Source organism: Streptomyces sp. NPDC001549, assembly GCF_042894025.1.
GTDB lineage: Bacteria > Actinomycetota > Actinomycetes > Streptomycetales > Streptomycetaceae > Streptomyces > Streptomyces kutzneri.
The window spans coordinates 1-26,784 of the sequence record NZ_JBIAVJ010000017.1 but is presented as its reverse complement, the minus strand read 5'-3'; the positions used below and the strand labels follow the sequence as shown (position 1 = coordinate 26,784).

General features: G+C 72.8%; 20 protein-coding genes and 1 tRNA gene. 8 read left to right on the top strand and 13 right to left on the bottom strand.

Annotation, left to right across the window (positions count from 1 at the left end; translation table 11 throughout):
• Positions 1-16: 16 nt before the first annotated feature.
• On the bottom strand, positions 17-766 hold the full coding sequence (locus ACFY04_RS25570; RefSeq protein ID WP_389119900.1) for a thioesterase II family protein: 750 nt from the start codon (positions 764-766) through the stop codon (positions 17-19).
• A 23-nt stretch (positions 767-789) separates the two neighbouring features.
• Positions 790-1,728 carry a beta-ketoacyl-ACP synthase III gene (locus ACFY04_RS25565; protein WP_389119898.1) on the bottom strand — a complete coding sequence of 313 codons (939 nt, stop codon included), beginning with the start codon at positions 1,726-1,728 and terminating at the stop codon, positions 790-792.
• 363 nt (positions 1,729-2,091) lie between these two features.
• Here ACFY04_RS25565 and cseB point away from each other — a divergent pair, with 363 nt between their 5' ends.
• The 4 genes from cseB to ACFY04_RS25545 all read left to right on the top strand — a co-directional run bounded on the left by cseB (position 2,092) and on the right by ACFY04_RS25545 (position 7,815).
• Positions 2,092-2,820: a two-component system response regulator CseB gene (gene cseB, locus ACFY04_RS25560; RefSeq protein ID WP_389119897.1), complete on the top strand. Its 729-nt coding sequence runs from the start codon at positions 2,092-2,094 to the stop codon at positions 2,818-2,820.
• A gap of 41 nt (positions 2,821-2,861) precedes the next feature.
• On the top strand, positions 2,862-4,166 hold the full coding sequence (locus ACFY04_RS25555; protein ID WP_389119894.1) for a sensor histidine kinase: 1,305 nt from the start codon (positions 2,862-2,864) through the stop codon (positions 4,164-4,166).
• Between the two features lie 165 nt (positions 4,167-4,331).
• Positions 4,332-5,105, top strand: coding sequence for an ABC transporter ATP-binding protein (locus ACFY04_RS25550; RefSeq protein WP_389119893.1), 774 nt, complete (start codon positions 4,332-4,334; stop codon positions 5,103-5,105).
• Positions 5,106-5,157: 52 nt separating this feature from the next.
• Positions 5,158-7,815, top strand: coding sequence for an ABC transporter permease (locus tag ACFY04_RS25545; RefSeq protein WP_389119891.1), 2,658 nt, complete (start codon positions 5,158-5,160; stop codon positions 7,813-7,815).
• Between the two features lie 23 nt (positions 7,816-7,838).
• On the opposite strand, the gene ACFY04_RS25540 is transcribed toward ACFY04_RS25545, so the two are convergent.
• The 5 genes from ACFY04_RS25540 to ACFY04_RS25520 all read right to left on the bottom strand — a co-directional run bounded on the left by ACFY04_RS25540 (position 7,839) and on the right by ACFY04_RS25520 (position 14,607).
• Positions 7,839-8,720, bottom strand: a complete 882-nt coding sequence (locus tag ACFY04_RS25540; protein ID WP_389119890.1) for a hypothetical protein — start codon at positions 8,718-8,720, stop codon at positions 7,839-7,841.
• 18 nt (positions 8,721-8,738) lie between these two features.
• Positions 8,739-12,305 (bottom strand): HelD family protein, encoded by a 3,567-nt coding sequence (locus ACFY04_RS25535; protein WP_389119887.1) that lies wholly within the window; start codon positions 12,303-12,305, stop codon positions 8,739-8,741.
• 121 nt (positions 12,306-12,426) lie between these two features.
• Positions 12,427-13,155 carry a 4'-phosphopantetheinyl transferase family protein gene (locus ACFY04_RS25530; protein WP_389119885.1) on the bottom strand — a complete coding sequence of 243 codons (729 nt, stop codon included), beginning with the start codon at positions 13,153-13,155 and terminating at the stop codon, positions 12,427-12,429.
• A gap of 92 nt (positions 13,156-13,247) precedes the next feature.
• The gene (locus tag ACFY04_RS25525; RefSeq protein ID WP_389119882.1) at positions 13,248-14,114 is read right to left on the bottom strand and encodes a hypothetical protein; all 867 of its coding nucleotides are present in this window, start codon (positions 14,112-14,114) and stop codon (positions 13,248-13,250) included.
• A gap of 55 nt (positions 14,115-14,169) precedes the next feature.
• Positions 14,170-14,607: a MarR family winged helix-turn-helix transcriptional regulator gene (locus ACFY04_RS25520; protein WP_389119881.1), complete on the bottom strand. Its 438-nt coding sequence runs from the start codon at positions 14,605-14,607 to the stop codon at positions 14,170-14,172.
• Between the two features lie 183 nt (positions 14,608-14,790).
• Between ACFY04_RS25520 and ACFY04_RS25515 the strand changes: the two genes are divergently transcribed.
• Entirely contained in the window at positions 14,791-15,258 is a 468-nt protein-coding gene (locus ACFY04_RS25515) for a MarR family winged helix-turn-helix transcriptional regulator (protein ID WP_382544816.1), read from the top strand.
• On the opposite strand, the gene ACFY04_RS25510 is transcribed toward ACFY04_RS25515, so the two are convergent.
• Together ACFY04_RS25510 and ACFY04_RS25505 are read right to left on the bottom strand one after the other, a co-directional pair.
• A complete protein-coding gene (locus ACFY04_RS25510; protein WP_389119878.1) occupies positions 15,169-15,990 on the bottom strand; it encodes an MBL fold metallo-hydrolase in 822 nt (273 codons plus the stop codon). The genes ACFY04_RS25515 and ACFY04_RS25510 overlap by 90 nt on opposite strands.
• A gap of 6 nt (positions 15,991-15,996) precedes the next feature.
• Entirely contained in the window at positions 15,997-16,983 is a 987-nt protein-coding gene (locus tag ACFY04_RS25505; protein WP_389119876.1) for a zinc-binding alcohol dehydrogenase family protein, read from the bottom strand.
• A gap of 984 nt (positions 16,984-17,967) precedes the next feature.
• On the opposite strand from ACFY04_RS25505, the gene ACFY04_RS25500 reads away from it, so the two are divergent.
• A tRNA-Arg gene (locus ACFY04_RS25500) sits at positions 17,968-18,040 on the top strand.
• Between the two features lie 233 nt (positions 18,041-18,273).
• Entirely contained in the window at positions 18,274-19,116 is an 843-nt protein-coding gene (locus ACFY04_RS25495) for a nitroreductase/quinone reductase family protein (protein WP_389119875.1), read from the top strand.
• On the opposite strand, the gene ACFY04_RS25490 is transcribed toward ACFY04_RS25495, so the two are convergent.
• The 4 genes from ACFY04_RS25490 to ACFY04_RS25475 all read right to left on the bottom strand — a co-directional run bounded on the left by ACFY04_RS25490 (position 19,019) and on the right by ACFY04_RS25475 (position 25,548).
• A complete protein-coding gene (locus ACFY04_RS25490; protein WP_389119873.1) occupies positions 19,019-20,365 on the bottom strand; it encodes an ATP-binding protein in 1,347 nt (448 codons plus the stop codon). The two genes, ACFY04_RS25495 and ACFY04_RS25490, sit on opposite strands and share 98 nt — an antisense overlap.
• 167 nt (positions 20,366-20,532) lie before the next feature.
• Positions 20,533-20,736 (bottom strand): hypothetical protein, encoded by a 204-nt coding sequence (locus tag ACFY04_RS25485; RefSeq protein WP_314250530.1) that lies wholly within the window; start codon positions 20,734-20,736, stop codon positions 20,533-20,535.
• 112 nt (positions 20,737-20,848) lie between these two features.
• A complete protein-coding gene (locus ACFY04_RS25480) occupies positions 20,849-22,822 on the bottom strand; it encodes an MFS transporter (protein WP_389119872.1) in 1,974 nt (657 codons plus the stop codon).
• A 104-nt stretch (positions 22,823-22,926) separates the two neighbouring features.
• Positions 22,927-25,548, bottom strand: coding sequence for a hypothetical protein (locus ACFY04_RS25475; RefSeq protein WP_389119870.1), 2,622 nt, complete (start codon positions 25,546-25,548; stop codon positions 22,927-22,929).
• Between the two features lie 186 nt (positions 25,549-25,734).
• Between ACFY04_RS25475 and ACFY04_RS25470 the strand changes: the two genes are divergently transcribed.
• Entirely contained in the window at positions 25,735-26,469 is a 735-nt protein-coding gene (locus ACFY04_RS25470; protein WP_389119868.1) for a GPP34 family phosphoprotein, read from the top strand.
• The last annotated feature ends 315 nt before the right edge of the window (positions 26,470-26,784 follow it).

The window sequence follows — 26,784 nt, the reverse complement described above, 5'->3', positions numbered from 1 at the left end:
GGCCCCGGGCGCCCGGTCAGCCCTCCGTGAGCGCCCGGCGCAGCACGTCCACGACCGTGGGGCGGTGCTCGTCGGCCAGCAGGAAGAAGTGGTCGCCGTCGAACCGGAGCACCTCGCACGCTCCGGTCGTGTGCGCGGCCCAGCCGTCCAGCGGCTCGTGCGGGACCAGTGGGTCCGCCGTGCCGCCCAGCGCGTGCAGGGGCACGTCGAGCCGTACGTCCTCGAACCCCGCCGCGGCCTCCCGGCCGAGTTCGATGTCCGCCCGCAGTACGCGCGTCACGTGCGCCAGCATGTCCGGATCGTGGAGCACCCACTCCGGGGTGCCCCCGCCGTCGCGCAGCAGCCGCACGGCGTCCTCGTCGGTGGCGGTGGCGTGGGCCCGGCGCGGGGTCCGGCCGGGGACCTGCCCGCTGACGACGGCCGCCCGGCAGTGCGGGCCGAGCAGGCGCGCGGCGCGGGTGGCCAGGAGCGCGCCGAGGCTGTGCCCGAAGACCACCGTGGGCAGCGGGTGGCGGCCGAGCACCTCGTCGGAGACGGAGTCCAGGACCTGGTCGAGCCGGCAGCCGGGCGGCTCGCCGAACCGGCGCTCCCGCCCGGGCAGCGAGAGCCCGAGCACTTCCACGTGGTCGGGCAGCGGCTCGATCAGGGGGAACAGGGTGTTGGGGCCGGACCCGGAATGCGGGAACACCAGCAGCCGCGCCCGGGGCGCGGTCACCGCCTCCCGCAGCCGCAGCAGCGGCCACCATGGCACGCGCGGGGATGTCATCGCCGTCAATCCTCCGGCGCCGGTCACGGGCAGTTGATGATCTGGCCGGCGTAGGACAGGCCGCCGCCGAACGCGAAGAGCAGCACGGGCGATCCCTTCTCGATCTCACCCCGCTCGATGAGCTTGGACAGCGCCAGCGGGATGCTCGCGGCCGAGGTGTTGCCCGACTCGACGACGTCCTTGGCCACGACGGCGTTGACCGCACCGATCTTGCGTGCCAGGGGCTCGATGATCCGCAGGTTGGCCTGGTGCAGGACGACGCCGCCCAGTTCCTCGGGCTTCACGCCGGCCCGCTCGCAGACCTGGAGGGCGACCTCCGGTAGCTTCGTGGTGGCCCAGCGGTAGACCGACTGCCCTTCCTGCGCGAAGGTGTTGGAGGGCGCCTCGATGCGCACGGCCTGGCCCATCTCGGGTACGGAACCCCACACGACCGGGCTGATCTCCGCCTCCTCGGAGGCCACGACGACGGCCGCACCCGCACCGTCGCCGACGAGCACGCAGGTGGTGCGGTCGGTCCAGTCGACGAAGTCGGTGAGCTTCTCCACGCCTATGACCAGGGCCTTGGTGGCGGAACCCGTCCGTATGCCCTGGTCGGCCAGTGCCATGGCGTGCGGGAATCCGGAGCAGGCCGTGTTCACGTCGATGGCCGCGGGAGCCTGTGCCCCGACCGCGGCGGCCACCCGGGCCGCCATGTTGGGCGAGCGGTCGAGCGCCGTGCAGGTGGCCACGATGACGAAGTCGATGTCCGCACCGGTGAGTCCGGCGTTGGCCAGTGCGTGCTCGGCGGCCTTCGCGGCCATGTCCGAAACGGACTCGTCCGCGGCCGCCACCCGGCGCGTTCTGATCCCGACCCGGCTCTGGATCCACTCGTCGTCGGTGTCGACCATTTGCTCAAGATCGGCATTGGTCAAGACTTTTGGCGGCTGATAGTGCCCGAAGGAAAGGACCCGCGACCCGACCATCAGTGTTTCTCCTCGCTCCGTGGACCCCGATGCGGATCCTGATCGACCGATGATCAGACTATGCAGCGCCCGGCCGGGCCCATCCCTTCGAATAGGCCGTTTTCCGCCAGTGGCGCCCGTGATTCGGACAGACGCCGGAACCGCGCCCTTCCCATCCGGTGTCCGCCCCGGCCTTTTGGCCCCGGCCTTTTGTATCTGCCGTGTATCGGTGAGCGCTCGGCCGCCGATCGGATCACGCACCCGGCCCCGACGGCGACCGCCGCGCCCGGTGCCTCCCGTATCGTTCCTTCCGGGTCGCCGGCGGCGTGTGGTGTCACGCCGGGACGGCGCTTCGCCCGGCCCGTACGAACAGGAGTCCCGCCCGTGTCCTCACCCGCCCCGGCGCCGGAATCTCTGCCTCCGGTCCGAGTGCTGCTGGTCGAGGACGACGAGCTGATGCGCCGGTCCTTCACCGTCGCCCTCGAACGCTACGGCTACCGGGTCACGGCCGCGGCCGACGGACTGACCGGGCTGGAGTTCTTCCGCGACGACGACGGCTTCGACCTGCTGATCCTGGACGTGATGCTGCCCGGCCTCGACGGGATCGGGCTGTGCCGCCGGGTCCGCGAGACCAGCCTGGTGCCGGTGCTGATGATGTCCGCCCGCGGCGACGGCCTCGATGTCGTGGCCGGTCTGGAGGCCGGGGCCGACGACTACGTGGTCAAGCCCGTGGACACGTACGTCCTCGTGGCCCGCATCCGCTCGCTGCTGCGCAGGGCGGCCTACGCGCCCGCCCCGGGCGGCGAGCCCGCCGCGGGCCGGGAGGACGGCGTACTGACCTTCGGGGACCTGACCATCGACACCGGCGGGATGGAGGTGTGCCTCTCCGGAAGCCCCGTGGCGCTCACCCCCACCGAGCTGAAGCTCCTGCTGGAGTTCGCCGCCCACCCGGGCACCGTGCTGGAACGGCACACCCTGCTGCGCAACGTCTGGGAGTACGGCTGGGACGGCGACAGCCGCGTCGTGGACCTGGCCGTGCAGCGGCTGCGCAAGAAGCTGGGCCGGGAGCGGATCGAGACGGTCCGCGGCTTCGGCTACAAGCTCAGGCGCTGAGGCCGGTGCACCCCCCGCGCCGGCCGTGGTGGCCGGCCCGCGTGCCCCTGCGCTGGAAGATCGCCGCGCTGGCGGCGGCCACGGCCTGCCTGGTCGCCCTGGCGGTGGGCCTCCTCGTCCACGTGTGGACCGCGATGGACATCCGCAGCCGGGCCGAAATGGAAGCCACCAACACGGTGTACTCCGCCATGGACGTCTACCGGCGCACCGGAACGCTGGCGGGTGGCGCCGAGCTCGATCCGGCCGAACTGCCCACCGCCCTGCGCCACCCGGCCGACGGTGACCGGCGGGTGGCCTACGACGGGCGCGTCGAGGGGAACCTCGGGCCGAGCGTCTGGGGTGCCCAGCGGGTCGGCGGCGCGGGCAGCCCGGTGCTGGCCGTGCGGATCAACATGAGCCCGCAACTCCACGACCTGCGCCGCCTCGACGCGAGCATGGCGGTGGCCTCGCTGCTCTCGCTCGCCGCCGCGCTGCCCCTGGCGGTCTACGGGGCCGGGCTGGTCGCCCGCCGACTGCGCCGGGTCGCCGAGACCGCGGCCCGGATCTCCGCCGGGGACCTCGACGCCCGCACCGGCCCCGCCCTGGGCCACGCCCGGGGCCGCGACGAGGTGACCGCCATCGCCGCCACCGTCGACCTCATGGCCGACAGCCTCGGCCGACGGCTGCGCATCGAGCGGCAGTTCACGGCGGACGTGGCCCACGAGCTGCGCACCCCCGTCGGCGGCCTGCTGGCCGCCACCGACCTGCTGCCGGCCGGCGAGACGGAGGACCTGCTCCGGTCCCGCGTACGGGACCTGCGCGGCCTGGTCGAGGACCTGCTGGAGATCTCCCGGCTGGACGCTGGCGCGGAGGCGCCGGTACGCGCCCGGGTCCCGCTCGCCGCGGTGGTCGCCGAGGCGGTGGCCCGTACCGGTCTCGACACGGAGGTCGGCGTCACCGAGGCGCCCGACGCGGCGCACGCGCCGCACGCAGCGCACGCACCGGCCGTGGAAGCCCTGGAGACCGCGAAGACCGTGGACACCGTGGACACCGTGGAGACCGATCCGCGCCGCCTGGAGCGGATCGTCGGCAACCTCGTCATCAACGCGCACCGGCACGGACGGACCCCGGTCCGCGTCACCGTCGAGGGCCGGACCGTCGTCGTCCGCGACCACGGCCCCGGCTTCCCCGCCGACCTGCTGCTCGACGGCCCGCGCCGGTTCCGTACGGGCGCCACCGAGCGGGGCGCGGGGCACGGCCTCGGCCTGACCATCGCCCTGGGCCAGGCCCGGGTGCTCGGCGCCGAACTGCGCCTGGACAACGCCCCGGACGGCGGCGCGGTCGCCACCCTGCGGCTCCCGCGCTGACCGACCGGCCACCCCGGCACCCCGGCACCCCGGCACCCCGGCCGCCGCCGCACGACTGCCGCGCAACGGCGCGGAAGCCGATACACGGCGGCCCCGGCCCTGATACGTCCCCCCGACACCCTTCGGCGTGCAGCCCTTTCGCACCGCACCCGAAGTGGAGTCCCCGTGACCGCCGACCCGTTCACCCCCTGCCCGACGCCCGGTATCGCGGCTTCCACCACCGACCTGTCGAAGGTCTACGGCAGCGGCGACACCCGCGTGGTGGCCCTGGAGCGCGTGAGCGTCTCCTTCCGGGAGGCCGAGTTCACCGCGATCATGGGTCCCTCCGGCTGCGGCAAATCCACCCTCATGCACTGCGCCGCGGGCCTCGACTCCGTCAGCTCCGGCTCCGTCCGCATCGGCACCACCGAACTGGGGACGCTGGGTGACCGGCAGCTCACCGAGCTGCGCCGGGACCGGATCGGCTTCATCTTCCAGGCGTTCAACCTGCTGCCCACCTTGACCGCGCTGGAGAACATCACCCTGCCGCTGTCCATCGCCGGACGCCGTCCCGACCGGCAGTGGCTGGACCGCGTGGTGTCCATGGTCGGCCTCGCCCAGCGGCTGGACCACCGGCCCGGGCAGCTCTCCGGCGGGCAGCAGCAGCGCGTCGCGGTGGCCCGGGCCCTGGTCACCCGGCCCGCGATCGTCTTCGGCGACGAGCCCACCGGCAACCTCGACTCCCGCGCCGGGGCCGAGGTCCTCGGCTTCCTGCGCGACTCCGTGCGCGAACTGGGCCAGACCGTGGTGATGGTGACCCACGACCCGGTCGCCGCCGGCTTCGCCGACCGCGTCGTCTTCCTCTCCGACGGGCGGCTGGTCGACGAGATGGTGCACCCCACGCCGGACCGGGTGCTGGACCGGATGAAGCAGTTCGACACCCGCGCGCACACGAGCTGACCCTCGCCCTCGCGCGCCCCTCCCCCGTCCCCGCCCCGGAAGCCACTCACCCATGCTGAAAACAGCCCTGCGCAACGTCCTGGCGCACAAGGCCCGGCTGCTGATGACGGTGCTCGCCGTCACCCTCGGCGTCGCCTTCGTCTCCGGCACCCTCGTCTTCGCGGACTCCTCCACCGCGGCCCACCGGGCCGCCGTGTCGAAGGACTACGCCGACATCGCGGTCACCGTGACCCCGAAGGACCCCCCGCCCGGCGCACCCGGCGGACCCGGCGCACCCGGCGCACCTGGCGCGGCCGGATCCGCCGGGGACGCCGGGTCCGCCGGGTCCACCGGGGACGAGCACGCCACCGTGCTCGACGACGCCCTCGTCCGCAAGCTGGCCGGGCTGGCCGGCGTCGCCGCCGTACGGCCGTCCGCGGACGGCCTGGCCACGCTGAACTCCTCGAACGGCACCCCCCTGCGCACCGGCAGGATCTGGGCGCACCGGGCGGCCGCCCACGTCCCCGGCGCCGACGGCAAGGACAGCCGCCACCCGCTGACCGAGGGCCGCGCCCCCCGCGACGGCGAGGAGATCGCCGTGGACAGCGGCACGGCCGCCGCCGGCCGGTTCCGTATCGGCGAGGAGATCACCCTGGCCACGGACGGCCCGGTCATGACGAAGCGGCTCGTCGGCATCGTCACCACCCGGGACACCCGGGTGACGGCCGGCGGCACCCTCGTCCTGTTCGACAAGGCCACCGCACAGCAGCTGTTCGCCTCCCCGGGCCGCTACACCTCGATCGACCTGTCCGCCGTACCCGGCACCGACGATGCCGAACTCGCCCGCCGGGTCGCCGCCCTGCTCCCCGCCGACCGGGCCGAGGCCACCACCGGCACCGCCCAGGCCGCCCAGCAGGCCGTCCTCGTCGACACACTCACCCGCGGCAACGAGAAGCTGTCGCTGGTCTTCGCCGGAGTCGCCCTCTTCATCGGGTCGTTCCTGATCGTCAACACCTTCGCCATGCTCGTCGCCCGGCGCACCCGTGAGATCGCCCTGCTGCGCGCGATCGGTGCCACGCGCCGCCAGGTCGTGCGCTCCCTCCTCTGGGAGGCCGTCCTCCTCGGCCTCGCCGCCTCGGCCCTCGGTTTCCTGCTGGGCCTCGGGATCGCCTCCGTACTGCCGGAGATCCTGAGCACCACCGGGGAGCCGCTGCCCCGCGGCCCCCTGGTGATCGGCCCGCTCCCCGTGGCGGCCGCGCTCGCCGTCGGGGTGGGCGTCACCGTGCTCGCCGCATGGCTGCCGTCCCGCAAGGCCGCGCGGATCGCACCGGTCGAGGCCATGCGCGCGGCCGAACAGCCGCCCACCGCCACCGCGTCCCGGGTCCGCGGCGCGGCCGGTACCCTCCTGCTCGCCCTCGGCGCCGGACTGCTGCTGTCGCTCGCCGGGGCGAAGGACGCCTCCGAGGAGAACCTGCGGAGCGCGATGTCCGGCTGCGCCCTCCTCGTCGTCGCCGTGATCGTGCTGGCGCCGCTGCTCGCCGTCCCCGTGCTCCGGCTGAGCGGACGGCTGACCGGCCGCCTCGGAATCGCCGGCCACCTCGCCCACCGCAACGCGCTGCGCGACCCGCGGCGAACCGCCGCCACCGCCTCCGCCCTGATGGTCAGCACGGCCTTGGTCGCCGGGCTCGCCGTCATCGGCCACTCCACCGGGCAGGCCCTCGACCGCCAGGCCGCGGCCGGCCTCGCCGCCGACTACGTGATCAGCACCCACACCTCGTCGGCCGGCATCGACCCGGCCGCCGTACAGCGGGTGACCGCCACCCCCGGTGTACGGACGGCGACCGCTGTCACCGACTCCACCCTCTTCATCGGCGGTGGCGTCCGCCAGATCTCCGGGGTCGACCCGGCCGCCGCCCCGTCCGTCATGAAGCTGGACTTCGTCAACGGCTCCCTGAAGGACCTCGGACCGGGCCGCATCGTCCTCTCCAGCACCCTCGCCCGCGCGAACGGCGTGCGCACCGGCGACCGGATCGACGCCCGGATCGGCGGCTCCGGCCAGGACCTCACCCCGTACACGGTCGTCGGCGTCTACGAGGACAACCCCACCGCCCAGGACGCCCTGGGCGCCCGCGCCGAGGTCCAGCAGAAGAGCCTCGACCCCGGCTCCGTCCAGCGCGTCCTCGTCCGCGCGGACAGCGGCGCCGATGACGGCGACGGCGACGGGGACGGCGCCGCGAAGGACCGCCTGCGTTCCGCCACGGGCAACAACCCGCTGCTCCAGATCCAGGACCGGCAGGAACTCGTCCAGGAGGCCGCCGGTTCCCTGAGCACCCTGCTGACCCTGACGTACGGCCTGCTCGCCATCGGCGGTGTGATCGCCGCCCTCGGCATCATGAACACCCTGGCCATGTCGGTCTCGGACCGCACCCGGGAGATCGGCGTCCTGCGCGCCATCGGCATGGACCGCGCCGGCATCCGCCGGATGATCCGCCTCGAATCCCTGGCCGTGTCCGCCTTCGGCACCCTGCTGGGCCTGGCGGCAGGCCTGTTCGGGGCCTGGACGGTCGGTGCCCTGACCAACGGCGCGCTGAAGGACTACTCCCTGGCCCTCCCCTGGGACACGCTGCTGCTCATCTGCCTGGTCTCCCTCGCCACGGGCGCGGTGGCGGCCGCCCTCCCGGCCCGCCACGCGTCGGCCCTGAGCCCCCTGGAGGCCGTCGCCGAGCTGTAGGGGTCAGGCTTGGTCAGGCCTGGTCAGGCCTGTTCCCAGGGCACGGGATCCGGACGGCGGTACCACCACCGGCCGAGGGCGCCCCGTCCCGGGGACCGGCCGCCCGTCAGCTCCTCGACGAGACGCCCCGACGGGTCCTCCTCCGTCGCCCGGACGAACCGTACGTCCAGCCCCGCCACCGTCTTGTCGAGCAGCCGGCGGACCGCGGGCGGCAGTTGGGCACCGATGCGGGCGAGCTCGTCGCGGGCTTCGAGGCGTTCCCGGTAGAGGCCGGCCGGATACCACCCCGAGGGCGCCCAGCCGGATTCCAGCTGCAGGACGACCCGCTCCCACACGGTCAGATTCCCCTCCAGGGAGGGGTGGGGCCCCTCGTCGGGCCACAGCGGTGCCGCCGACGCCATGAAGGCCTCGGCCACCGGGGACGGCGGCCGCTGCTCCCGGACGATCTCGGCGAACCTCTCGACGACCGCGCGGGGCAGCTGCGGGACCGGCGCCTCCGCGCTGCCGACCGTGTACAGGGGAGGCTCGTCGTCGGACAGTTCGAGCCGGACCCGCGTGACGAGGCCCTGCGGGGTCGCCGCCCAGTAGGCGCTCGGAGACGCCTCCTCGGCGGGGAACAGGACGGTCGTCCCGGCGGCCCGCGCGAGCCGTGCGGCGACCTCGGACTCCGGTGGCCGATCGGTCACCTGGTCCTGGGCGTAGAGGTCCAGCGACCGGGCCAGGTCGCCTGAGACCGCTTCGAACGTGCACAGGACGGGGGCGGCCCAGTTCCGCAGTTCGGGGTCGGCGTCGGCCCCGGCCACGCCGACGTCGCCGGCCTCCACCCCGAAACACCGGGCCAGTGCGGCGGCCATGGTCTCGGGGCCGAGGGCGTCGACGGTGAGCAGGTTGTAGCCGGTGGGCACGGTGCGGTCGGCTCCTCGTCAGTTCTGCGGGCGCTGTCCCAACGCGATGTCCGTGTCCTTGCCGCCCCATCCTTCGGGGCTCCACCAGATGACGTGGACACCGAAGACATCGCGGACGGTTTCCGCGGACCAGTCCTCGGCCGGGGGTTCGGAGAGGACCAGGTAGAGGCCGTCGGCCCGCACGGTCAGGGTGTGGTTGATCTCCAGCAGGCGGGTGGCGCCCGAGCGGAGGTCCGCGTACGCGGAGCGGCCGGAGCCCAACGCCTCGTAGAGGAAGAGTCCTCGGCCGGTGACGCAGCTGACGTCGACGACGGGCGAGTCGGTCGGCTGGAGGTCGGCCCAGAGGAGGGACGACTTCAGGGCGTGGCGGACCGACTCGTGCTTCTTGCACGTCCGGTCGGCTTCGGCCGACGCTTCCAGCGCGCGCAGGAAGCCTTCCTTCGTGGCCGAAGCCGGCGCGGCCGTGTCTTCCGCGAGGATCATCTGCTCTACGTCCTTCTGCTCGGGCTGCGGTGGGGCGGGGGAGGCGGCGGCTTCGGTGGTCTCGTCGTCGGGGGCCGGTGCCGGGTCCGGTGCGGGTGCCGGGGCCGATTCCAGGTCCGGTGCCGGGTCCGCGTCCGCGTCCGCGTCCGCGTCCGCGTCCGGGTCTGCGTCCGGGTCTGCGGTGAAGCGGTCCTGGAGCGCCCGGCGCGCCTCGGCCAGGGTGTCCGTCCAGCCTGACGCCGTCAGGTGTACCCGGAGCCGGCCGGTGTCCAAGGTGCCTTCCTTGAGCGCGCGGTTGGCGCTCGCGGCGAGGTCGCGCAGAACGCCCAGCCTGTCCCTGTCGGGAGCGCCGAACAGGTGCAGCACGTCGACCCAGTCGGCCTGGTCCCTGCGAAGGACGCGGTTGGCCATCCCCTGCAGCTCGGAGAGCCTGCCGCGGGCGTCGGGAACGTCGCCGTCGTTCTCGGTCAGCTCGCGGAGCACGTCCAGTGCCGCGAGGTAGCGGCCCGCCATCCTCGGCGAGACGGACGAGCGGCCCCGCTGGTCGGAGGTGAGGACCGTCTGGCTCGTCTCGTTGGCGAACACCCAGCAGTCCAGCTTGTCGCCACGTCGCGGGGGCACGGATCCGTGCCGGACGGTGAGCACCAGGGGACGGTCGAAGCCGGGGGTGAGGGCCTTGACCTTGTAGCGGCCGCCGGGGGCCTGGTCCACGACCTCGACCCGTACGTCGGCCCCGATCCGGGGAAGCCCGCTCGGGGCCACCGCCACCTCCGTCTCCACCTCCGCCTCTACCTCCGCCTCTACCTCCGCCTCTACCTCCGCCTCCGCCTCGGCCGTGGCCTCGGGGGCCGGCGCTCCGGAGCCGTCCGCGGGGTTCGTGAGTACGCCCGGCAGCGGGGCGGTGTGCAGGACGGTCAGGCTCTGGGTGCTGCGGGTCAGGGCCACGTACAGCTGCCGCAGGCCCGCGGGACCGCGGTCGGCGATGGTGGCGGGCTCGATGACCAGGACGTGGTCGTACTCCATGCCCTTGGCCTGGGCGGCGGCCAGGACGGACACGGCGGCGCGGTGCCGGTCGCCGATGTCCCCGCCCCCGTCGATCCTGCGGCTGATCGCGTCGAGCCAGTCCGAGTCGTCGGGGACGATGACGGCCACGGAGCGGAGGGTGCTCCCGTCGCTGGTGCCCACGAGGCGCGTCACGTGGCTGACGGTGTCGTCGAGGAGCTTCCACGGCTCGGTCGCCACCGTCCGTACGGCGTCCTCGCCCGCCTCGCGCACGGCCTGCGGGTAGGGCAGGGCCGGTGCGATCTCCCGGGCGAGGGGGGCCACGAACTCCATGATCTCGGCGGGCACGCGATAGCTGGTGTTGAGCTCGGCCACCCGCCAGTCGCCGTGGTCGGAGAGGACCGTACCGAGGCGGTCCCAGCTCGCCGGGATGTGGGGCCCCGTCGCCTGCGCGAGGTCGCCCAGGACGGTCATGGAGCCACCCACGGCGCAGCGCCGCCGCAGGGCACGGGCCTGCATGGGCGTGAGGTCCTGTGCCTCGTCGGCGACGATGTGCCCGTAGCGGCTCGGGGTCTCCCCGCTGATGAGGACCCGGAGCTCTTCGAGGCAGACGTGGTCGTCGAGGGTCCAGGGGTCGGCGTCGGCGCTTGCGGCACGGGGCCTCAGCAGGGCCGCCTGCTCCCCTTCGTCGAGAATCCCGTCGGCGCAGGCGTGCAGGAGGTCGGGCGAGTCGTAGAGGGTGCGCAGGGCCTCCCTGGCGCCCGGGGACGGCCAGACGCGTTCGATGAGGCGCTCGACCCGGCGGTTGCGCTCCAGGTCGCGGCGGATCGTACCGGCCTGCCCGCGCCGTGGTGCGATGTCGGAGAGCTCTTGCAGGAGACGGTCGACGAGCAGGCCGCGGAAGCGGTCGCGGCGCTCCCGGTAGGGGCTGTCGCCCTCGTGGGCCTGGTCGAGGAGGGCCAGGACCTCGGACCGGGGTACGCGCAGGGTCGTACTGCCGGCGGGGACGACGATCGCGGGCTCGTCGCCTTCGAAGGAGGGCGCGACGACGAGGTCGTCGAGTGCTTCGGGGCGGTAGTCGTTCTCCACGCGGCGGCGCAGGACGGCCGCCATGCGCTCGTCGGACTTCACGCGTCGCGCCTGCGGGGAGTCGGCGCCGAGTATCTCGCCGTCCCACAGGCGGTTCAGCTGGACGGCGTTGACGTCCCGGGTGCCGAGCGTGGGCAGGACCTGGCCGACGTACTCGAGGAACCGCTGGTGGGGGCCGATCACCAGGATGTCCTGGGCCTTGAAGTGGTCGTTGTTGACGAGCCAGGTCACGCGGTGGAGACCGACCGCGGACTTGCCGGTGCCCGGGCCGCCCTGCACGACGAGGATGTCGGAGGGGGAACCGGTGACCAGCTCCATCTGGTCGCGGCGGATGGTCTCGACGATGTCGCGCATGCGGCCGCTGCGCGACCGCTGGAGCTCGCGCAGCAGGAAGTCGTCCGGCTGGAGCGTCTTGCGGCGCTGCCGGCGGACGATGTCGCCCGGGGTGGCCGGGGACGAAGGCCGGGGCTCCGGAACGGTCGTGGGTACGGGAGCGGTCTCGGGTACGGGTACGGGAGCGGTCGCGGCTACGGGAGCGGTCTCGGGTTCCGGTGCCTGAGCGGCGGCGGCCGGCGGGGCGATGTCGTCGAAATAGCCCTCCACGATCCGCTGGACGCAGCGCAGTTGGCGCCGCAGCGTCACCTCACCGGGGCTCTCGGGCCGGGCGTCCAGCCACTTCCTCGCGAGGGGGCTGGTCCACTGCAGGACCACCGGCTCGTTCGAGGCGTCCCACACGACCCGCCGTCCGACGTACCAGGGGCGGGGTGGCGTGCCGGGCTCCTCCGGCGCGTCGACCCGGGCGAACACCAGGGCCTCGTCGCCGAGTCCCCCGTACGAGGCGGCGCGTGCCTCCGCGTCGATCCGGTTGGCGATCCCGTCCTTGCCGCTCGCGGAGGCCGTGGCCGCCGACGTTCCGCTCATCTCGGCCAGTCGCGCGGTGTAGCAGTCGTACGCGTGGTCGACGGCCCGCTGCTCGACGGCGAGGTCCTCGCCCCGAGTGGTGGTGCTCATGTGCGTCCTCCCTGCGGCGCCGCAGAGGCACCGCTACGGGCCTGCGCCCGTACCCCGCTGAAACAACTATCAGAGAGAGGGTGGTGACGGACACTCAGTACATGAGTTCTGGTTCCGAGCCTCAGCGCCAATGCGCCGAGGGGGCGCGCAGCGCGAGCGCGGCGGCGTAGCCCTCGGGGGCCGGCAGGTCGGCGAGGGACCAGTGCGGGCGGGCGGAATCGGCGGCCGGGCCCGTCCCCAGGTAGGTCCGGTGACCGCCGTGCCCCAGCCCCGCTCCGGTCCCCTTGAGATGGGCCTCCTTACGCGTCCACAGGCGGGCGAACGCCGCAGGGCGGCCGGCCTCGGGGAGCGCGGCGAGTTCGGCGCTCTCGTCGGGGTGGAAGAAGTCCTCGCTCTGCGCCACCACCCGCGGCGCCGGCAGGGCCTCCACGTCCACCCCGACCTGCGTGGACGCGCAGGCCACGAAGACCGCATCGCGGCTGTGCGACACGGAGAAATGGGCGCGGCCGCCCACGAGGACCGGCCGCCCGTCCGGGCCGCCGCACTCGGGGCAGGCGTCGCGGGTCATCACCAGATCGCGCGGCGCGGTGTCGAGCAGCGCGCCCAGCAGCAGCCTCAGCGCCACGTGCGCGACCAGATAGGAGCCGCGGTCCTGGGGGCGCACGAACCGGTCGGCTCGCCGGCGCTCGGCCGCGTCGAGCACGTCGGGGGCGAGGCGTTCCGCGAAGGGGGCCTGCGTCGCGGCGTCCACGAACCGCACCAGCGCCGCGCCGCGAGCGGGCAGCCGATGCTCCCCGACCGGCTGGTCGAGCCGCAGCGCGGCGGAGCTGAGGCCGGCGGGTGTGGTCATCCGGAAATCCTATCCAACGGCCGTTTCGGTTCCCTGCGGTTCGGGGCGCGGACGCCGAGGCGTATCGGACTCGTCCCTGTGACGACCCGCTATCAGCGAGCCGGGCCGCGACGACGCCGGGCCAGCGCGTACGCCCCCACAGCGGCCAGTCCGGCGGCCGCGGCCGCGCCGCCGACCAGCCAGGGAGTCCGCCCCGTGGCCAGATCCGACGCCCCGTCCCGACAGGAGGCGCGGGTCGCGTCGTCGATCCGGGCCACCCGGTAGCGGGCCCAGACCTCGTCCTCGCCCACCCAGCGGACCTCGTACAGACCCGGTTCGGCGTCGCAGCGGATCGTCGCCGTCGCCGTCACGACCGCCTTGGTCCCGCGCATGACGGGCCGGCCGGTGAAGCCCCGCGAGGTCAGGGGCTGGTCGTACCCCATCACCGTGGCCGTCGGCGTCACCTTGGCACCGGGCTGGAACGTCCTTACGTCCCAGGGCGATTGCGGCCAGGAGTCACCAGCGGGCCACTGTTCCTCCACTTCCTCCGGGGGAAGGGCCGCAACCTTCCCGGGGCAGGCCGCGCGCTCGGCCTCGTCGATGTCCACGACCTTGACGGTCACCCAGGAGGCGCCGTCGCTGCCGTCGGCGGGCCCGCCGGGCATCTTCCTCCCGACCGGGTAGACGCCTGGTGGGGTGTCACACGCCACGATGGCCACGGCGGTGATGGCCGGATCGTGCATCCTCAGCGTCCCGTGCTGGACGAAGATCTTGGAGATCACCCAGTCCCCGATCCACCCCGGCAGATACCGGGGTGACGTGAACGTGAGGCGCTCACCGGGACGCGCGGACAGTTGGTCCCCCTCGGACAGCTCGGCGGGCGGATCCGCGGCCTGCGCCGCGAAGGCACTCGCCGCGGGCGTCATCATCAGCAGCAGCGCCAGCACGGCGCCGACCCCACCGACCCTCATCCCCGTCACGGCCATTCGTCCCCTTTTCCATGCCCATTGACGATTCGGGGGAGGAGCTCCGGGCTCACGTCCGTGCGTCGAGCCGCTGCGCGCACCGGCCCAGCAGCTGGATGAGCTGCTCCCGTTCCTCCCCCGTGAACTCCTGTGCGAGCGACCGCTCCACCGCCACCGCCCCCGCGTCCGCGACCTCCATCACGGCGCGTCCCTCGTCCGTGAGCCGGGTCTCCAGCACGTTGCCGTGCAGCTCGTGCGGGGTCCGTTCGATGAGCCCGCGCTCCTGGAGGTTCTTCAGCACGGTGTTCATGGTCGGCGGCGTCACCCCGCACAGGCGGGCGAGCCCGGCCGCGGAGATGCCGGGCTTCTCGGAGAGCCAGAGCAGCACGGCGTACTGCGGAACCGTTACTGCGGCCGACTTCACGGCGGCGTTCTTGGCCGCGAGGAGCGCCTGTTCGGCGCGCTTGAGGTGGGAGCCGATGCGCTCCTCGACGGGCATGGAGGTCATTGCGGCATCCTACGGGGCCCTTGTGCGAATGAGGGCTCTCACCCCGCATTTAACAGAACCCTGTCACTGAACAGGATATTGCCTTCTATGAGATGCATGGTAGCGTTGCCATGAGGATTGGCTCGGCATATTTATATACGCCTCAGCGGGGGACAACCCGTATCTGTACATCAAGGGAGCGGCATGAGCCGGTCGTCCAGAGTGGCCGAATTCGAACAGGAAGTGGCTGCTCGAGTAGGACACGTCATCAAGCGTGCCGAACAGGCTTTGATCGGCGAGAAGAGCAGAGCACTCCGCGATCTCGGCCTGACAGTTCCGCAGTATGCGGCGCTGATGGCGCTCTCCTATTCGCCGGGCATGTCCGGTGCACAACTGGCGCGCGTCTGCCTCGTAACGCCTCAGAGCATGGCCACGGTGCTGGCCAATCTCGAATCGAAGCGCTTGATCGAGCGACAGACTTCCGACCTTCACCAAAAGGTGCTCGTCACCAAGTTGACGCCGGCCGGACGCGCTCTTGTCAAGAAAGCCGACACCGTCGCCCGCAAGGTGGAAGCGAAACTTTCAAACGCCTTGTCGGCCGATGAGCAGAAGCAGTTGCGGGACCTTCTGGAACGGTGCATCACCGCTCTGACGGAAGAGGAAACCCCGTAACCCGACAACGCGGCGAGGTACGGTGCCGGGCGTCGCGGGCCTGGGGGCACCTCCCAGCGGTAGCCGGGGGAGGCACTTTGACGACAGGGCCTGGAGGAACCTGCGTACCGCGCCCACCGTGGTGGTGCCCCCGTGACCGGGCAGCACCGCGGTCCGGTCCCGCCGCGGGCCGCAGACCCCGGACATCGAGCCGGCCAGTGCGTCCGGGTCCCCCACCGGCGGGAACGCCCGGCCGGGACCGTACGCGAGCAGACTGTCCCCGGTCAGCAGCAGCGCGTCCTCGCCGGCCCGCAGCGAATACGCCACCGACCCCGGGGTGTGGCCCGGGGCGTGGTGCACCCCGATGTGCAGGCCCGCGAGGCCGAGCGGGCCCTCGTCGGGCAGCGGGCGCACCAGCTCGGGCTCCGAGCGCGGGAAGCCCCGTAGCACCGCCGCCGGGAAGTCCGCGGGCAGCCCCGCCTCGGGGCGGACCGGCATCTCCCGGTCCAGGGGGTGGATGTACACGGGCACGCCGAACTCCTCGCACAGCGGCGCCACGGACCAGGTGTGGTCCACGTGCCCGCGGGTCAGCAGGACCGCCTCCAGGCGGAGGCCGCGCTGTCCCAGGGCGGCGCGGACCGAGGCGGTCGCGTCCTGCCCCGGGTCCACGACGACGCACGGGCCGTCGGGGCCCGCCGCCAGCACGTAGCAGTTCGTACCGAAGGAGCCTGCCGGAAACCCGAGGACGAGCACGTCACGTCACCGGCCGTCGACGGCTACCACGTACTTGCCGACGGAGGAACGGGACTCCAGCAGCTCGTGGGCCTTGGCCACGTCCGCCAGCGGCAGCTCGGTGACCTCGATGCGGACCGAGCCGTCGGCCACCGCGCGCAGGGCGCTGCGCAGGTGGTCACCGAGGACCCCGGGGCGGCTGCCGGCCAGGCCGCCGAGGTTGTAGCCCACCAGGGCGGTGCCGGTGAACCAGACGTGGTTGGCCTGGTAGGAGGTGTCCTGGGCGGCCGCGTCGCCGAAGACGACGTGCCGGCCGAGCGTCGCGAGCAGCCCGTTGGCCGTGCCGCGGGTGTCGCCGCCGATGGAGTCGAGGACGACGTCGACCCCGGCGCCGTCGGTCAGCCGCCGGACCTCCTCCTCCAGCCGGTCGTACGTGACGACCGCGTCGTAGCCGAACTCCCGGGCCTGCGCGGCCTTCTCCGGCGTGCTGGTGGCGCCGATGACGCGGGCGGCACCGGCGGCCCGGGCGAGCTGGGCCGCCGCGGTGCCCACGCCGCCGGCCGCGGCCAGGACGAGTACGGTGTCGCCCTGCTCGACGCGGCCCGCGGCGTGCACCACGCCCCAGGCGGTCGCGCCGTTGCACAGGGCGGCCGCCGCCAGGGCGGACGGCAGCCCGGCGAGCTCGTCCTCCAGCGGTACGGTCAGGTCGGCGCGTGCCGAGACGAACTCGGCGTTGCCGCCGCCGTCGAGGGTCAGCGCGGCGACCCGCTGGCCGGCACGCAGGCCGGTCACGCCCTCGCCCACGGAGCGGACGGTGCCGACGGCCTCCAGGCCGGGCACGTGCGGCAGGCCGACGGGGAACTGGCCGCGGCGGAACATCACTTCGGCGAAGTTCACACCCGCGTGGCTGACCTGGATGACCACGCGGCCGGGCGCCGCCTCGGGCTCGGGAGCGTCGTGGACGACGGTCAGGACGTTGTGGTCGCCGAATTCGGCGAAACGTGCGGCGCGCATGGCCACCTCCGGTGGGAGAACGATGATGCGAGGGACGAGGCCGAGCAGATGAATCTTCGACCTCGATTGAGTGTCAGAACTCTGACACAAGGCAGGACGCTATGCCCCACGGACCGCACCGTCAAGGGACTTGATCAACCACGTGAACGACACGCCTTGTTGATCGACTGAGGGCATCGCCACAGGTCACATCGCATACGACGCGTGGTAGAACTCACACTAGTGTCAGACATCTGAGATAACTTTCGATCCGCTGTGAATCAGCATCCACCACTGGCGACAAGCCCCTTGGAGGCCCCTGTGCACACCATCGACTTGGGAACCGAAGGGCCTTCCGTGGGTCGGGTGGGACTGGGCTGCATGGGCATGCCCTGGGGCTATGACCAGGAGGGATGAGACGACGCGACGTCGGTGCGGGTCATCCACCAGGCCATCGGCATGGGAGTCCGCTTCTTCGACACCGCCGACCAGTACGGCCCGTTCACGAACGAGGACCTGCCGCGCGTCGACGCCCGCCGCGGGATCCCCGGTTCCAGCCGGACGCCATCGCCGCCAACCAGGCGATCACCGAGACCACCGGCAGGATCGCGGCCCGCCTGGGGATCACCGTGCCCCAGCTGGCCATCGCCCGGGTGCTGGCCCAGGGCCCCAGGGTGATGGCGCTGCCCGGCACCAAGACCCCGAGGTACCTCGAGGAGCGCCCCACCACGCACCCAGCCTCCGCGCCCGCCACCCCGGACCTGCAGAACCCCCAGGTCACGACCACACTTTCGCCTCAGCCCCGCTCCCACGGCAATCCATGCGACCACTCCCAGCACGATCCGCTAGGCTGTCAGCGGTCAGACGGCTACCAGGCGCGTGCCCGGGAAAGTGTCCGCGAGGGCAACTCGACCCGAATGTGCGCACGCCATCTGACCAGCATGTTTGTCGAGACTGGTCGCGCGATCCCTCCGGGGTTTCCGGCAAGGTTTCCGACAAGCCCCCGCCTTCGTAGCTCAGGGGATAGAGCACGGCTCTCCTAAAGCCGGTGTCGCAGGTTCGAATCCTGCCGAGGGCACGGGCGAGGCCCCGCGGTCGATGTCGATCGCGGGGCCTCTTCGCGTTGTGGTTACATGGCGCATGTGTCGCGTGACGCCGCCTACTGAGATGTGGGCCGGGCGGTGGTTGGGCAGGCACCTGTTGTTGAAGGACCGGGCCCATGGGCATGTACGCCACCGGCTACGGGTGATCTCCCTCGGTTGTTTCGCTGCCGTCGCACGCACGCACACACCGTGAGGAATTCCACACTCCGTGTCATCGTTCAATCACACCGTCATCGAAGAGTTCAGGGCGAACGCCGGCCAGGTCGGCGGGCCCTTCGAAGGTTCCGAGCTGATTCTGCTCACCACCACCGGCGCCAGGTCCGGGAAGCCGCACACCGTTCCGCTCGGGTTCGCCCGCGAGGACGGCGACGGGGAGCTGCTCGTCGTCGGGTCCGCCGCCGGGGCCGACCGGCATCCCGCCTGGTATCACAATCTGCTCGCGCGGCCCCTCGTGGAAGTCGAGACCGGGACGGAGACGTACGAGGCCGTCGCCGTTCCCGCCCAAGGGGCGCGGCGCGACGAGCTGTTCGCGCGGATCGTCCGCGCGGAGCCCGGATACGGGGAGTACCAGGCGCGCACCCGGCGGGTGATCCCCGTCATCGCACTCCAGCGCACGCACGAGGTCCCGGCCCAGGAGGGCGGGATCGCCGGGAAGCTGCTCGACGTGCACGGCTGGCTGCGGGCGCAGCTGGCCCTCGTACGGGACCTCGCGCGCGAGGAGCCGCAGGGTGCCGGGGCGGCCTCGCTCGGGCTGCAACTGCGCCAGCACTGCCTCGCGTTCTGCCATTCGCTGGAGTTCCACCACCGGAGCGAGGACGCCGGTCTCTTCCCGTACCTGGAGCAACAGCATCCGCACATGCGGGAGTTCTTCCGCCGGATCGGCGCCGAGCATCGCATCATCGCTCGGCTCCAAGAGGAGTTGGTACGGGCCCTGGACGCGCCCGGCGCCGGGTTCAGCGAGCGGGTGGACCGGATGAGCCGGGAGCTGGAAGCTCACCTCGACGGCGAGGAAGCGCAGTTGCTCCCGGTGCTGCGGGCCCTGGAAGCGTGACGCGGGCCTCGGCGCCGCCCGCCTCCCGGTTGCGGAAGGTGAGGGTGGCGCCGAGGACCCGGGCCTGGCCGACGGCGATGGTCAGGCCCAGCCCGTGGCCCTTGTTCGTGCCCTCCGTACGGAACCGCTGCGGGCCCGTGGTCAGCAAGTACTCGGGATAGCCGGGGCCCGAGTCCGTCACGGTCAGGGTCCGGCCGTCGACCGTGAGCGTGACCGGGGCCGCCCCGTGACGGTGCGCGTTGGCCACGAGGTTGCCCAGGATCCGCTCCAGGCGCCGCCGGTCCGTCTCCACCCGCAGGGGTCCGCGCGGGCCGCGCACCTCCAGGGCCGTGTCGGTGCCCGAGGCGCGGATCGCGCGTGCCGCCAGGTCGGCCAGGTCGTGCGAGTCCAGTTCCAGGCGTTCGCTGCGCGTCTCCAGCCGGGAGATCTCCAGGAGGTCCTCGGTCAGCGAGCGCATGGCCCGCACCCGGTCCCGTACGAGCTCGGCCGGGCGGCCCGGTGGCAGGAGCTCGGCGGCCGCGTTCAGGCCGGTCAGCGGGGTGCGGAGCTCGTGGGCGACGTCCGCCGTGAACCGCTGTTCCGCTTCGAGCTTGCACTGCAGCGACGAGGCCATGGTGTCCAGGGCCCGGGAGACCGCCGCCACCTCGTCCTTGCTGCGCGTGCTGTCGTCGACGCGCGCGTCGAGGTCGCCGGCGCTGATCCGGCGGGCCACCTGTGCGGTCAGGTGCAGCCGCCGGGTGATCCGGGTGACGACGAACGCGCCGATGAGGAGGGTGCCTGCGATGGCGAGCCCGGAGGAGCCGAGGATGGCCCGGTCCAGCTCTGCGATGGTCCGCTCGCTCGCGCGGAAGTCCACGGAGACGGCTATCGCGCCGCCGTGGGCGGCGGGCCCGGCGGCCCACATCACGGGCCGGCCCCGGTAGGTGCCGACGGCCGTGCCGCGCCGGCCGCCGACGGCCAGGGCGCGCAGCTCCGGGGGCAGGCCCGACGGGTCGATGCCCTCGCCGCGCGGCATGCGCGCGCCGGTCTCGTAGGCCTCGATGGTCCGCTCCAGCCGGGTCAGCGCCTTCTCGCGGGCCGTGCCCACGGTCTGGCGGGTCATGGCGCCGTGCACGAGGCAGCCCAGCAGTGCCGCGAGTCCGCAGCACATGAGGGTGATGAAGACCGTGGCCTTCCAGGTCAGGGTAGAGGTCCAGGCCGGCAGCCGCGGGCGCGGCCGCAGCCGCTCGTCGCGCTGCGTGTCGTTCATGGTCACGTCACGGTAATGCGCGAGCCCCGGCGGGTGAGCGGCGGGATCCGGCCGGATCGCACCGGTTCAGGCCGGATCGCATCGGCTCGGGCCGGATCGCGGCCCACAGCGGCATGAAGGCGCACGAAGCCCTCCCGGCCCAGGCCGGAAGGGCTGTGCCATCACGGTCAGCTCAGGCCACTGCTGCGTTCGCCGATACGGTCGCCCTGCGGAGTGCCGGCCCGCTTGAGCGCGGCCTTCGTGTGCGGTCCGCCCTTGACCTTGCTCCGTACCGGACCACTGAAGCCGTGTCCCGGAGCGCGCGGCGGTTGTGCCTGCTCCTGCGCCTTCGCGATGGCCGCCCGGACATCCCGCTTCTGCTCTTTGTTCATCCCGTCGTCAACTCCTTCGGGAAGCACCCAATCGGACTACTGGGATCGTATGCACATATACGGACCAACGCACCCGGACCGATGTGTAAAGAATTCCGATCAAGAGCCTTGATCAAGGACGCGGCGGAGCCGGACGCTTCGGCTGGCCCAGCGTCTGGTGCACCAGGTCCTCCGGGCAGGGCGTCCCCCGCGGCAGCTGGTACTTCGCCGCCACCCGGTACTCCCCCGGCGCCGGCGCCAGCAGCTCCGTCCACACGTCCCCGGTCTCGTCCGGAGCGGCCTTGAAGAGGCATCCCGCCGTGTTCGCGTACTGCTTCCGCAGCGCACCGCCCTCCCCGCTCCCGCCGCGCGCCTTCGAGGCGAAGGTCTCCTGCGGCGGCGGTACGGGCTTGCCCGCCGCGTCCACCAGCCCCAGCCACGGCGAGTGCGGGATCCGCACCAGCACCCGTCCGGGCTGCTTCACGTCGACGACCAGCTGGTCGGCGCTCGCCCGCACGACGGTCGCCGGTCCGGCCACCAGGTCGGTGGGCTCCTGGACCTTGAAGAGCTGCCAGTTCGCGTCGCCCCACACCTGCTGGAGGTACGGGAGCCCCCCGCGCACCAGCTTCGCCTCGTCCTCCCCGCCCGAGTCGGGTTTGTCGGCGGGCAGCACCACGTAGTGCACGGCCCAGCGCTCCAGCCAGGCCCGGTAGCTGTCGGCGGTGAGGGTGTCGTCGTAGAAGAGCGGGTTGCGCTCCAGGTCGGCCTGCCGGTTCCAGCCGCGCGCGAGGTTCACGTACGAGGGGAAGGCGGAGGACTCACGGTGGCTGCTGGCCGGGACTACCTCGACCCGGCCGCGGTCGGCGCCCGCCTTCTGCAGCCGGTCGACGAGCGGGGCCAGCTCCCGGCTCCAGGCGGCCAGCGGGGTGGTGCGGACGATGTCGGTGACGCTGTTGGTGGTGATCCAGGCGTTGAGCCCGACGAAGGCCAGCAGTACCGCGTACCAGCGCCGCGAGCGCGGAAGCTCGTACGGGAGGGCCGCGAGCAGCGCGACCCCGCCGAACAGCATCACCAGGCGGGTGACGTTCGAGCCGACCTGGGAGTCGATCACCCAGGTGAGGAAGACCCCGAGGGCGTAGACGGCCGAGGCGATCCGGACGGTCTTCCACCGCCTCGGTACGAGGAACAGGATCAGCAGCCCGAACACGAACGGCAGCCCCGCCGAGCCGATCTTCATCGGCTGCGTCCCGGAGAACGGGAACAGCCACGCCGACAGCCCCACCACGGCCACCGGGGCCAGCCCCAGCGCGTACGCGCCCGGGCGCCGCCCGCTCAGGAACAGCGCGGCCGCGATCACCCCCAGGAAGAGCCCGGCGACGGGGCTGGCGGCGGTCGCGAGGCCGGCCAGCGGGGCCGCCACCGCGGCCTTGGCCCAGCGCCGCTCCGCCCACTTGCGGGGCCAGCAGAAGACGGCGGCGACGGCGCCGAGCGCGAACATCACGCCGAGGCCGAAGGTGACACGGCCCGAGAGGGCGTTGCAGAGGAGCCCGTAAACCCCGGCCAGGGCGGGCCACAGGGGCTCGCGCACGGCCCCGCGGCAGCGGGTCAGGATCAGCGCGAGAAGCCCCGCCGAGACGGTGCCGGCGATCATCATCGTGGTCCGGACGCCGAGCATGTGCATGAGGTACGGCGAGACCACGCTGTACGAGACGGGGTGCATGCCGCCGTACCAGGCGAGGTTGTACGCCGAGTCCGGATGGCGGCCGACGAACTCGGCCCAGGCGTCCTGCGCGGCCAGGTCGCCGCCGCTGTTGGCGAAGCTGAAGAACCAGACGACGTGCAGCAGCCCGGCGAGGACGGTGGCGACGACCACCGGGTGGCGCCGGGCCCCGTCGAGAACGGCACCGAGCGGGCCGCGGGGCGGCCGTATGCCTCCGGGCGCGGAAGGTGCCGCGGAGGCGGCGGTCGCGGCAGACGCGGCGGGCGCCGCGGACCCGGCGGACCCGGCCACCACGCCGGGCGCGGCGGGCGCGGACACCCCGGAAGCACCGCCGTCGGCCGACGGGATGGCCTCCTGGCGCCGACCCTGCTGCTCAGCGGTGGTCACTGCCGCACTCCCCAACCCATGAGTACACGAACTTCCCGGGGGCCTAGACGCGGCCCGGCGCCCCGGGGTTGCCCGGGGCGCCGGATCCACGTTCTCACCGGAAGTCAGCCGACGCGCGTCAGCTTGCTGCCGATACCCGGCGCGGCCAGGTCGGTCTTCAGGGCCACCGGCACCTTGACCTGGCTGGCGCCCTCGCCGACGGTCAGCAGGCCGACCTCTGTGCCGGCCGTCGCGGTCTGCGGCAGCTTGCCGCCGCCGTCCGCGAGCTTGACCTGGACGGTCAGCCCGGACCAGCCGACCGCCTGCACGTCGGCGGTGGCCACGACCGGCGTGCGGCCGCCGAGCCCGTCGTCGACGTAGCCCACGACATCGCCCTTCTTCACGACGGTGGCGCCGTCGAGGGCCTTCTGCGTGGCGACCATCAGCTGCTTGCTCGCGGCGAGCACGGTGTCGATGATCGACGGCTTGTGCTGGCCGAGAACGGCTCCGACGATCAGCTGGTTGGTGTTGCCGACCTTCTTCTGCGCGGCGAAGAGGAGGTTTCCGCCCGCCTTGGTCGTCGTACCGGTCTTGATGCCGAGCGCGCCGGAGGGTCCGGTCAGTCCGTTCCAGTTCCGCCAGCTCTTGCCGTACGGGTCGACCCAGTTGGGCTTCTTGGTGATGTCGAGCAGCGTCTCGATCTCGACGAGCTTCAGACCCAGCTTGACCTGGTCCTCGGCGGTGCTGACCGTGGTCGCGTCCAGGCCCGAGGGGTCCGTGTACGTGGTGTTGGTCATGCCGAGTTCCTTGGCGGTGTCGTTCATCTTCTTGACGAACGCCTCCTGGGAACCGGAGTCCCAGCGCGCGAGCAGCCGCGCGATGTTGTTGGCCGACGGGATCATGAGGGCGGCGATCGCGTCGTACTCCGAGATCTTGTCGCCCTCCGTGACCGTGTCGAGGGTGGACTCGTTGTCGGTCGAGTTGTTCTTCTTGCCCTCGGTCTCGGCCGTCTTGTCGACGTCGATCATCGCGCCCTGTTCACCCTTCTTGATGGGGTGGTCGCGCAGGATGATGTACGCCGTCATCGACTTGGTGACGCTCGCGATCGGCACCGGCTTCTGCTCGCCGGACTGCCCGAGCGTGCCGAGGCCGGCGGCCGCCATGTACGCCTGCCCCTCGGTGGGCCACGGCAGCTGCGGCTTGGCGCCCTCGAAGGTGTACGAGGACTTCGCGGTCATCACGAGCGTCGGCTCGGGCAGCGGGCGCACCAGCTGCACGACGGCCAGGATGACCACCAGGAGCGCGACGAGCGGCGCGTAGATCTTGAACCGCCGGACGGCGGTGCGCATCGGGCTCGGCGGCGGGGGCGGGTTGTTCGTGAGGTCCGCCAGCATGTCGAGCGGCGGCTTGGGCGGCAGCGGCTGCTGCGTGGTCCGCTCGGAGTGGTCGAGGCGCGCGGCGGCGGGCGGAACCGGAACCTTCGGCCGCTGCCCGGCCGCGGGCGTCGGCGCGGGCGCGGGCGTCGGCGCGGGCGCGGGCGTCGGCGCGGGCGCGGGCGTCGGCGCGGGCGCGGGCGTCGGCGCGGGCGCGGGAGCGATGCCCTCCGGACGCAGCGGCACGAAGGTGCTGCCCTTGGGCGGCTCGGCCGCGGGCCTGGCCTCGGCGGGCTTGGCAGCGAACCTGGCCTCGGCCGGCTTGGCCAGGTTCGGCCTGGCGGCGGCGGGCTTTGCGGGGGCCGGCTTCGGGGCCTCCGCCTCGACCGCGTCCGTCTTCGGGACACGGAAGACGGCGGTGCGCTCGCTGTCCGCGGGCTTCTCGGCCGCCGCGGCCGGCTTCGCCTCGGCGGCGGGAGCCGAAGCGGAAGCGGGCTTCACGGCGCGGAACACCGCGGTGCGCTCGCTGTCCGCGGGCTCTTCGGCCTTCGGCTTCTCGGTCGCGGGTTTCGGCCGCTCCGCCGCGGGAGCCGAAACGGAATCGGTCTTGAAGGCGCGGAACACGGCGGTGCGCTCGCTGTCCGCGGGCTCTTCGGTCTTCGGCTTCTCGGCCGCGGGCTTCGCCTCGGCGGGCTTGAAGGCCCGGAAGACGGCGGTGCGCTCGCTGTCCGCCGACTCCTCGGCCTTCGGCTTCTCGGCCGCGGGCTTCGCCTCGACGACCGGGGCGGGGGCAGCGGAAACGGAATCAGAGCTGGAGTCGGAATCGGACTCCGGCGCCTCGGTACGGACATCCGGCACGCCGGACCCGACGGCGTCGGGCTCGTCCGCGCTCGCCTCGTCGTCCACCGAAGCGGAATCCTCGGATTCGCCCGCAGCGGCCTCGTCGCCGGCATCGTCGGCGTCGTCGTCGGCATCGTCGGCGTCGTCGGCGTCGTCGTCGGCATCGTCGTCGGCGGAGGCGACCCATGCCGCCACCGCATCCCGCAGCGGGTCCCGCAGCGGGTCCCGCAGCGGGTCCCGCGCGCCGGCTCCGGACTCGGACTCGGCTCCGGACTCGACCCCGGCTTCGGACCCGGCATCGGCATCGGCCTGGACATCGACGTCGGCATGGACGTCGACGTCAACATCGGCATCGGCCTGGACGTCGACCCCGGCGCCAGCACCGGCACCGGCACCGGCACCGGCAGCCGCGGCCCCGCCGCTCTCGGGATCCCGCGGCCGGAACACCGACAGCCTCGGATCACGTTCCGCGGACGACTCCGCCGCCCCCGGCGCTCCTTCATCTACCGACTTGTCGGGGGACTCGCCCGCCACCGTTCCTCCTCCATCGCCGCCACGTCCGGCTGTCCGAATGTCTAACAGTGTCCCGTCTCGGGAGCATCGCCCCCGTGCTAGACGAGAACGACATAGCTGCGGGTTCCCCCACAAAGCGGCCACGCGCTCTCGACAGATGAATGTGAGAGGCGTCACCCTGTCACTCATCCACGCGGGGAGGCATGGATGGGCAGGAGCCGCAGAACAATTCCGGAGGAGCTTCTGCTGCTCGCCTTGGACCCGGCCACGGGTACCACGGCGCAGCCGCAGTCGCTCGACCTCGGCCTGGCCGGGGCACAGCTAGTGGAGCTGGCTCTGGCAGGACGGATAGCCCCTGATGGGGATCGTATCGCCGTGGTGATGCCACGGCCGACAGGAGATCCGACTCTGGACTCCGCACTGGAACTGCTGCGCAGGCGCGGCAGCCCGGTACGGGCCGTCCACTGGATCGGCGGACCCCGACTGGGGCTCCGTCAGATTTACCTCGCTCATCTGGAGCGCTGCGGCATGGTGCATGCCGTCGCGGGACAGATGTGCGGAGTGCTTCCGACGACTCGCTACCAGGCGACGGACACGGAGATCAGCCGGGAGATCCGAGCCCGGCTCGACAGTGCGATCCGCACCGGCGTACCGCCGGACCCGCGGACCGCGGCGCTCGCCGCACTGGCCCACGCGGTCGGACTCGGCAAGCACCTGTACCCCGGCAACGAGGGGCGGTCGTCCAGGTCCCGACTGCGGGACCTGATCCGGCACGACCCGATGGGCGGACTCGTGGCGCATGCCGTGATGGACGTCCAGAACGGTGTGGCCGCACAGCCACGCCGTGACCGCGCACCCGCACCGCCGGTCCGGGCCACGGCGAGCAGCGTTCCGCTGCAGCCGCGCCGGACGGGCGCGATGGCCCGCGCGGCCGCGCACTGATCCACCCCGTTTCACCCCGTTCCACCCCGATCCACCTTGTTCCACCCCCGTTCCACCCGATCGCCCGTTCCACCCGCTTGACCGCACCACCATCGCAACGCCACCGCCCCGACCGACGTCCGCGAGGACCCGGTCGGTTCGGGAGCCGCCAGCGCGGGGGGGGGGGGGGGGGGGGGGGGGGGGGCCCCCCCCCCCCCCCCCCCCGGGGGGGGGGGGGGGAAGGGGGCGTGCGTGGGGTGCGGTGAACCGCCGTCAGGCATAAGGGATTTTCCGTATCACCCTACCGGTAGTGATCATGGTGCGGGCGGCAGCGGA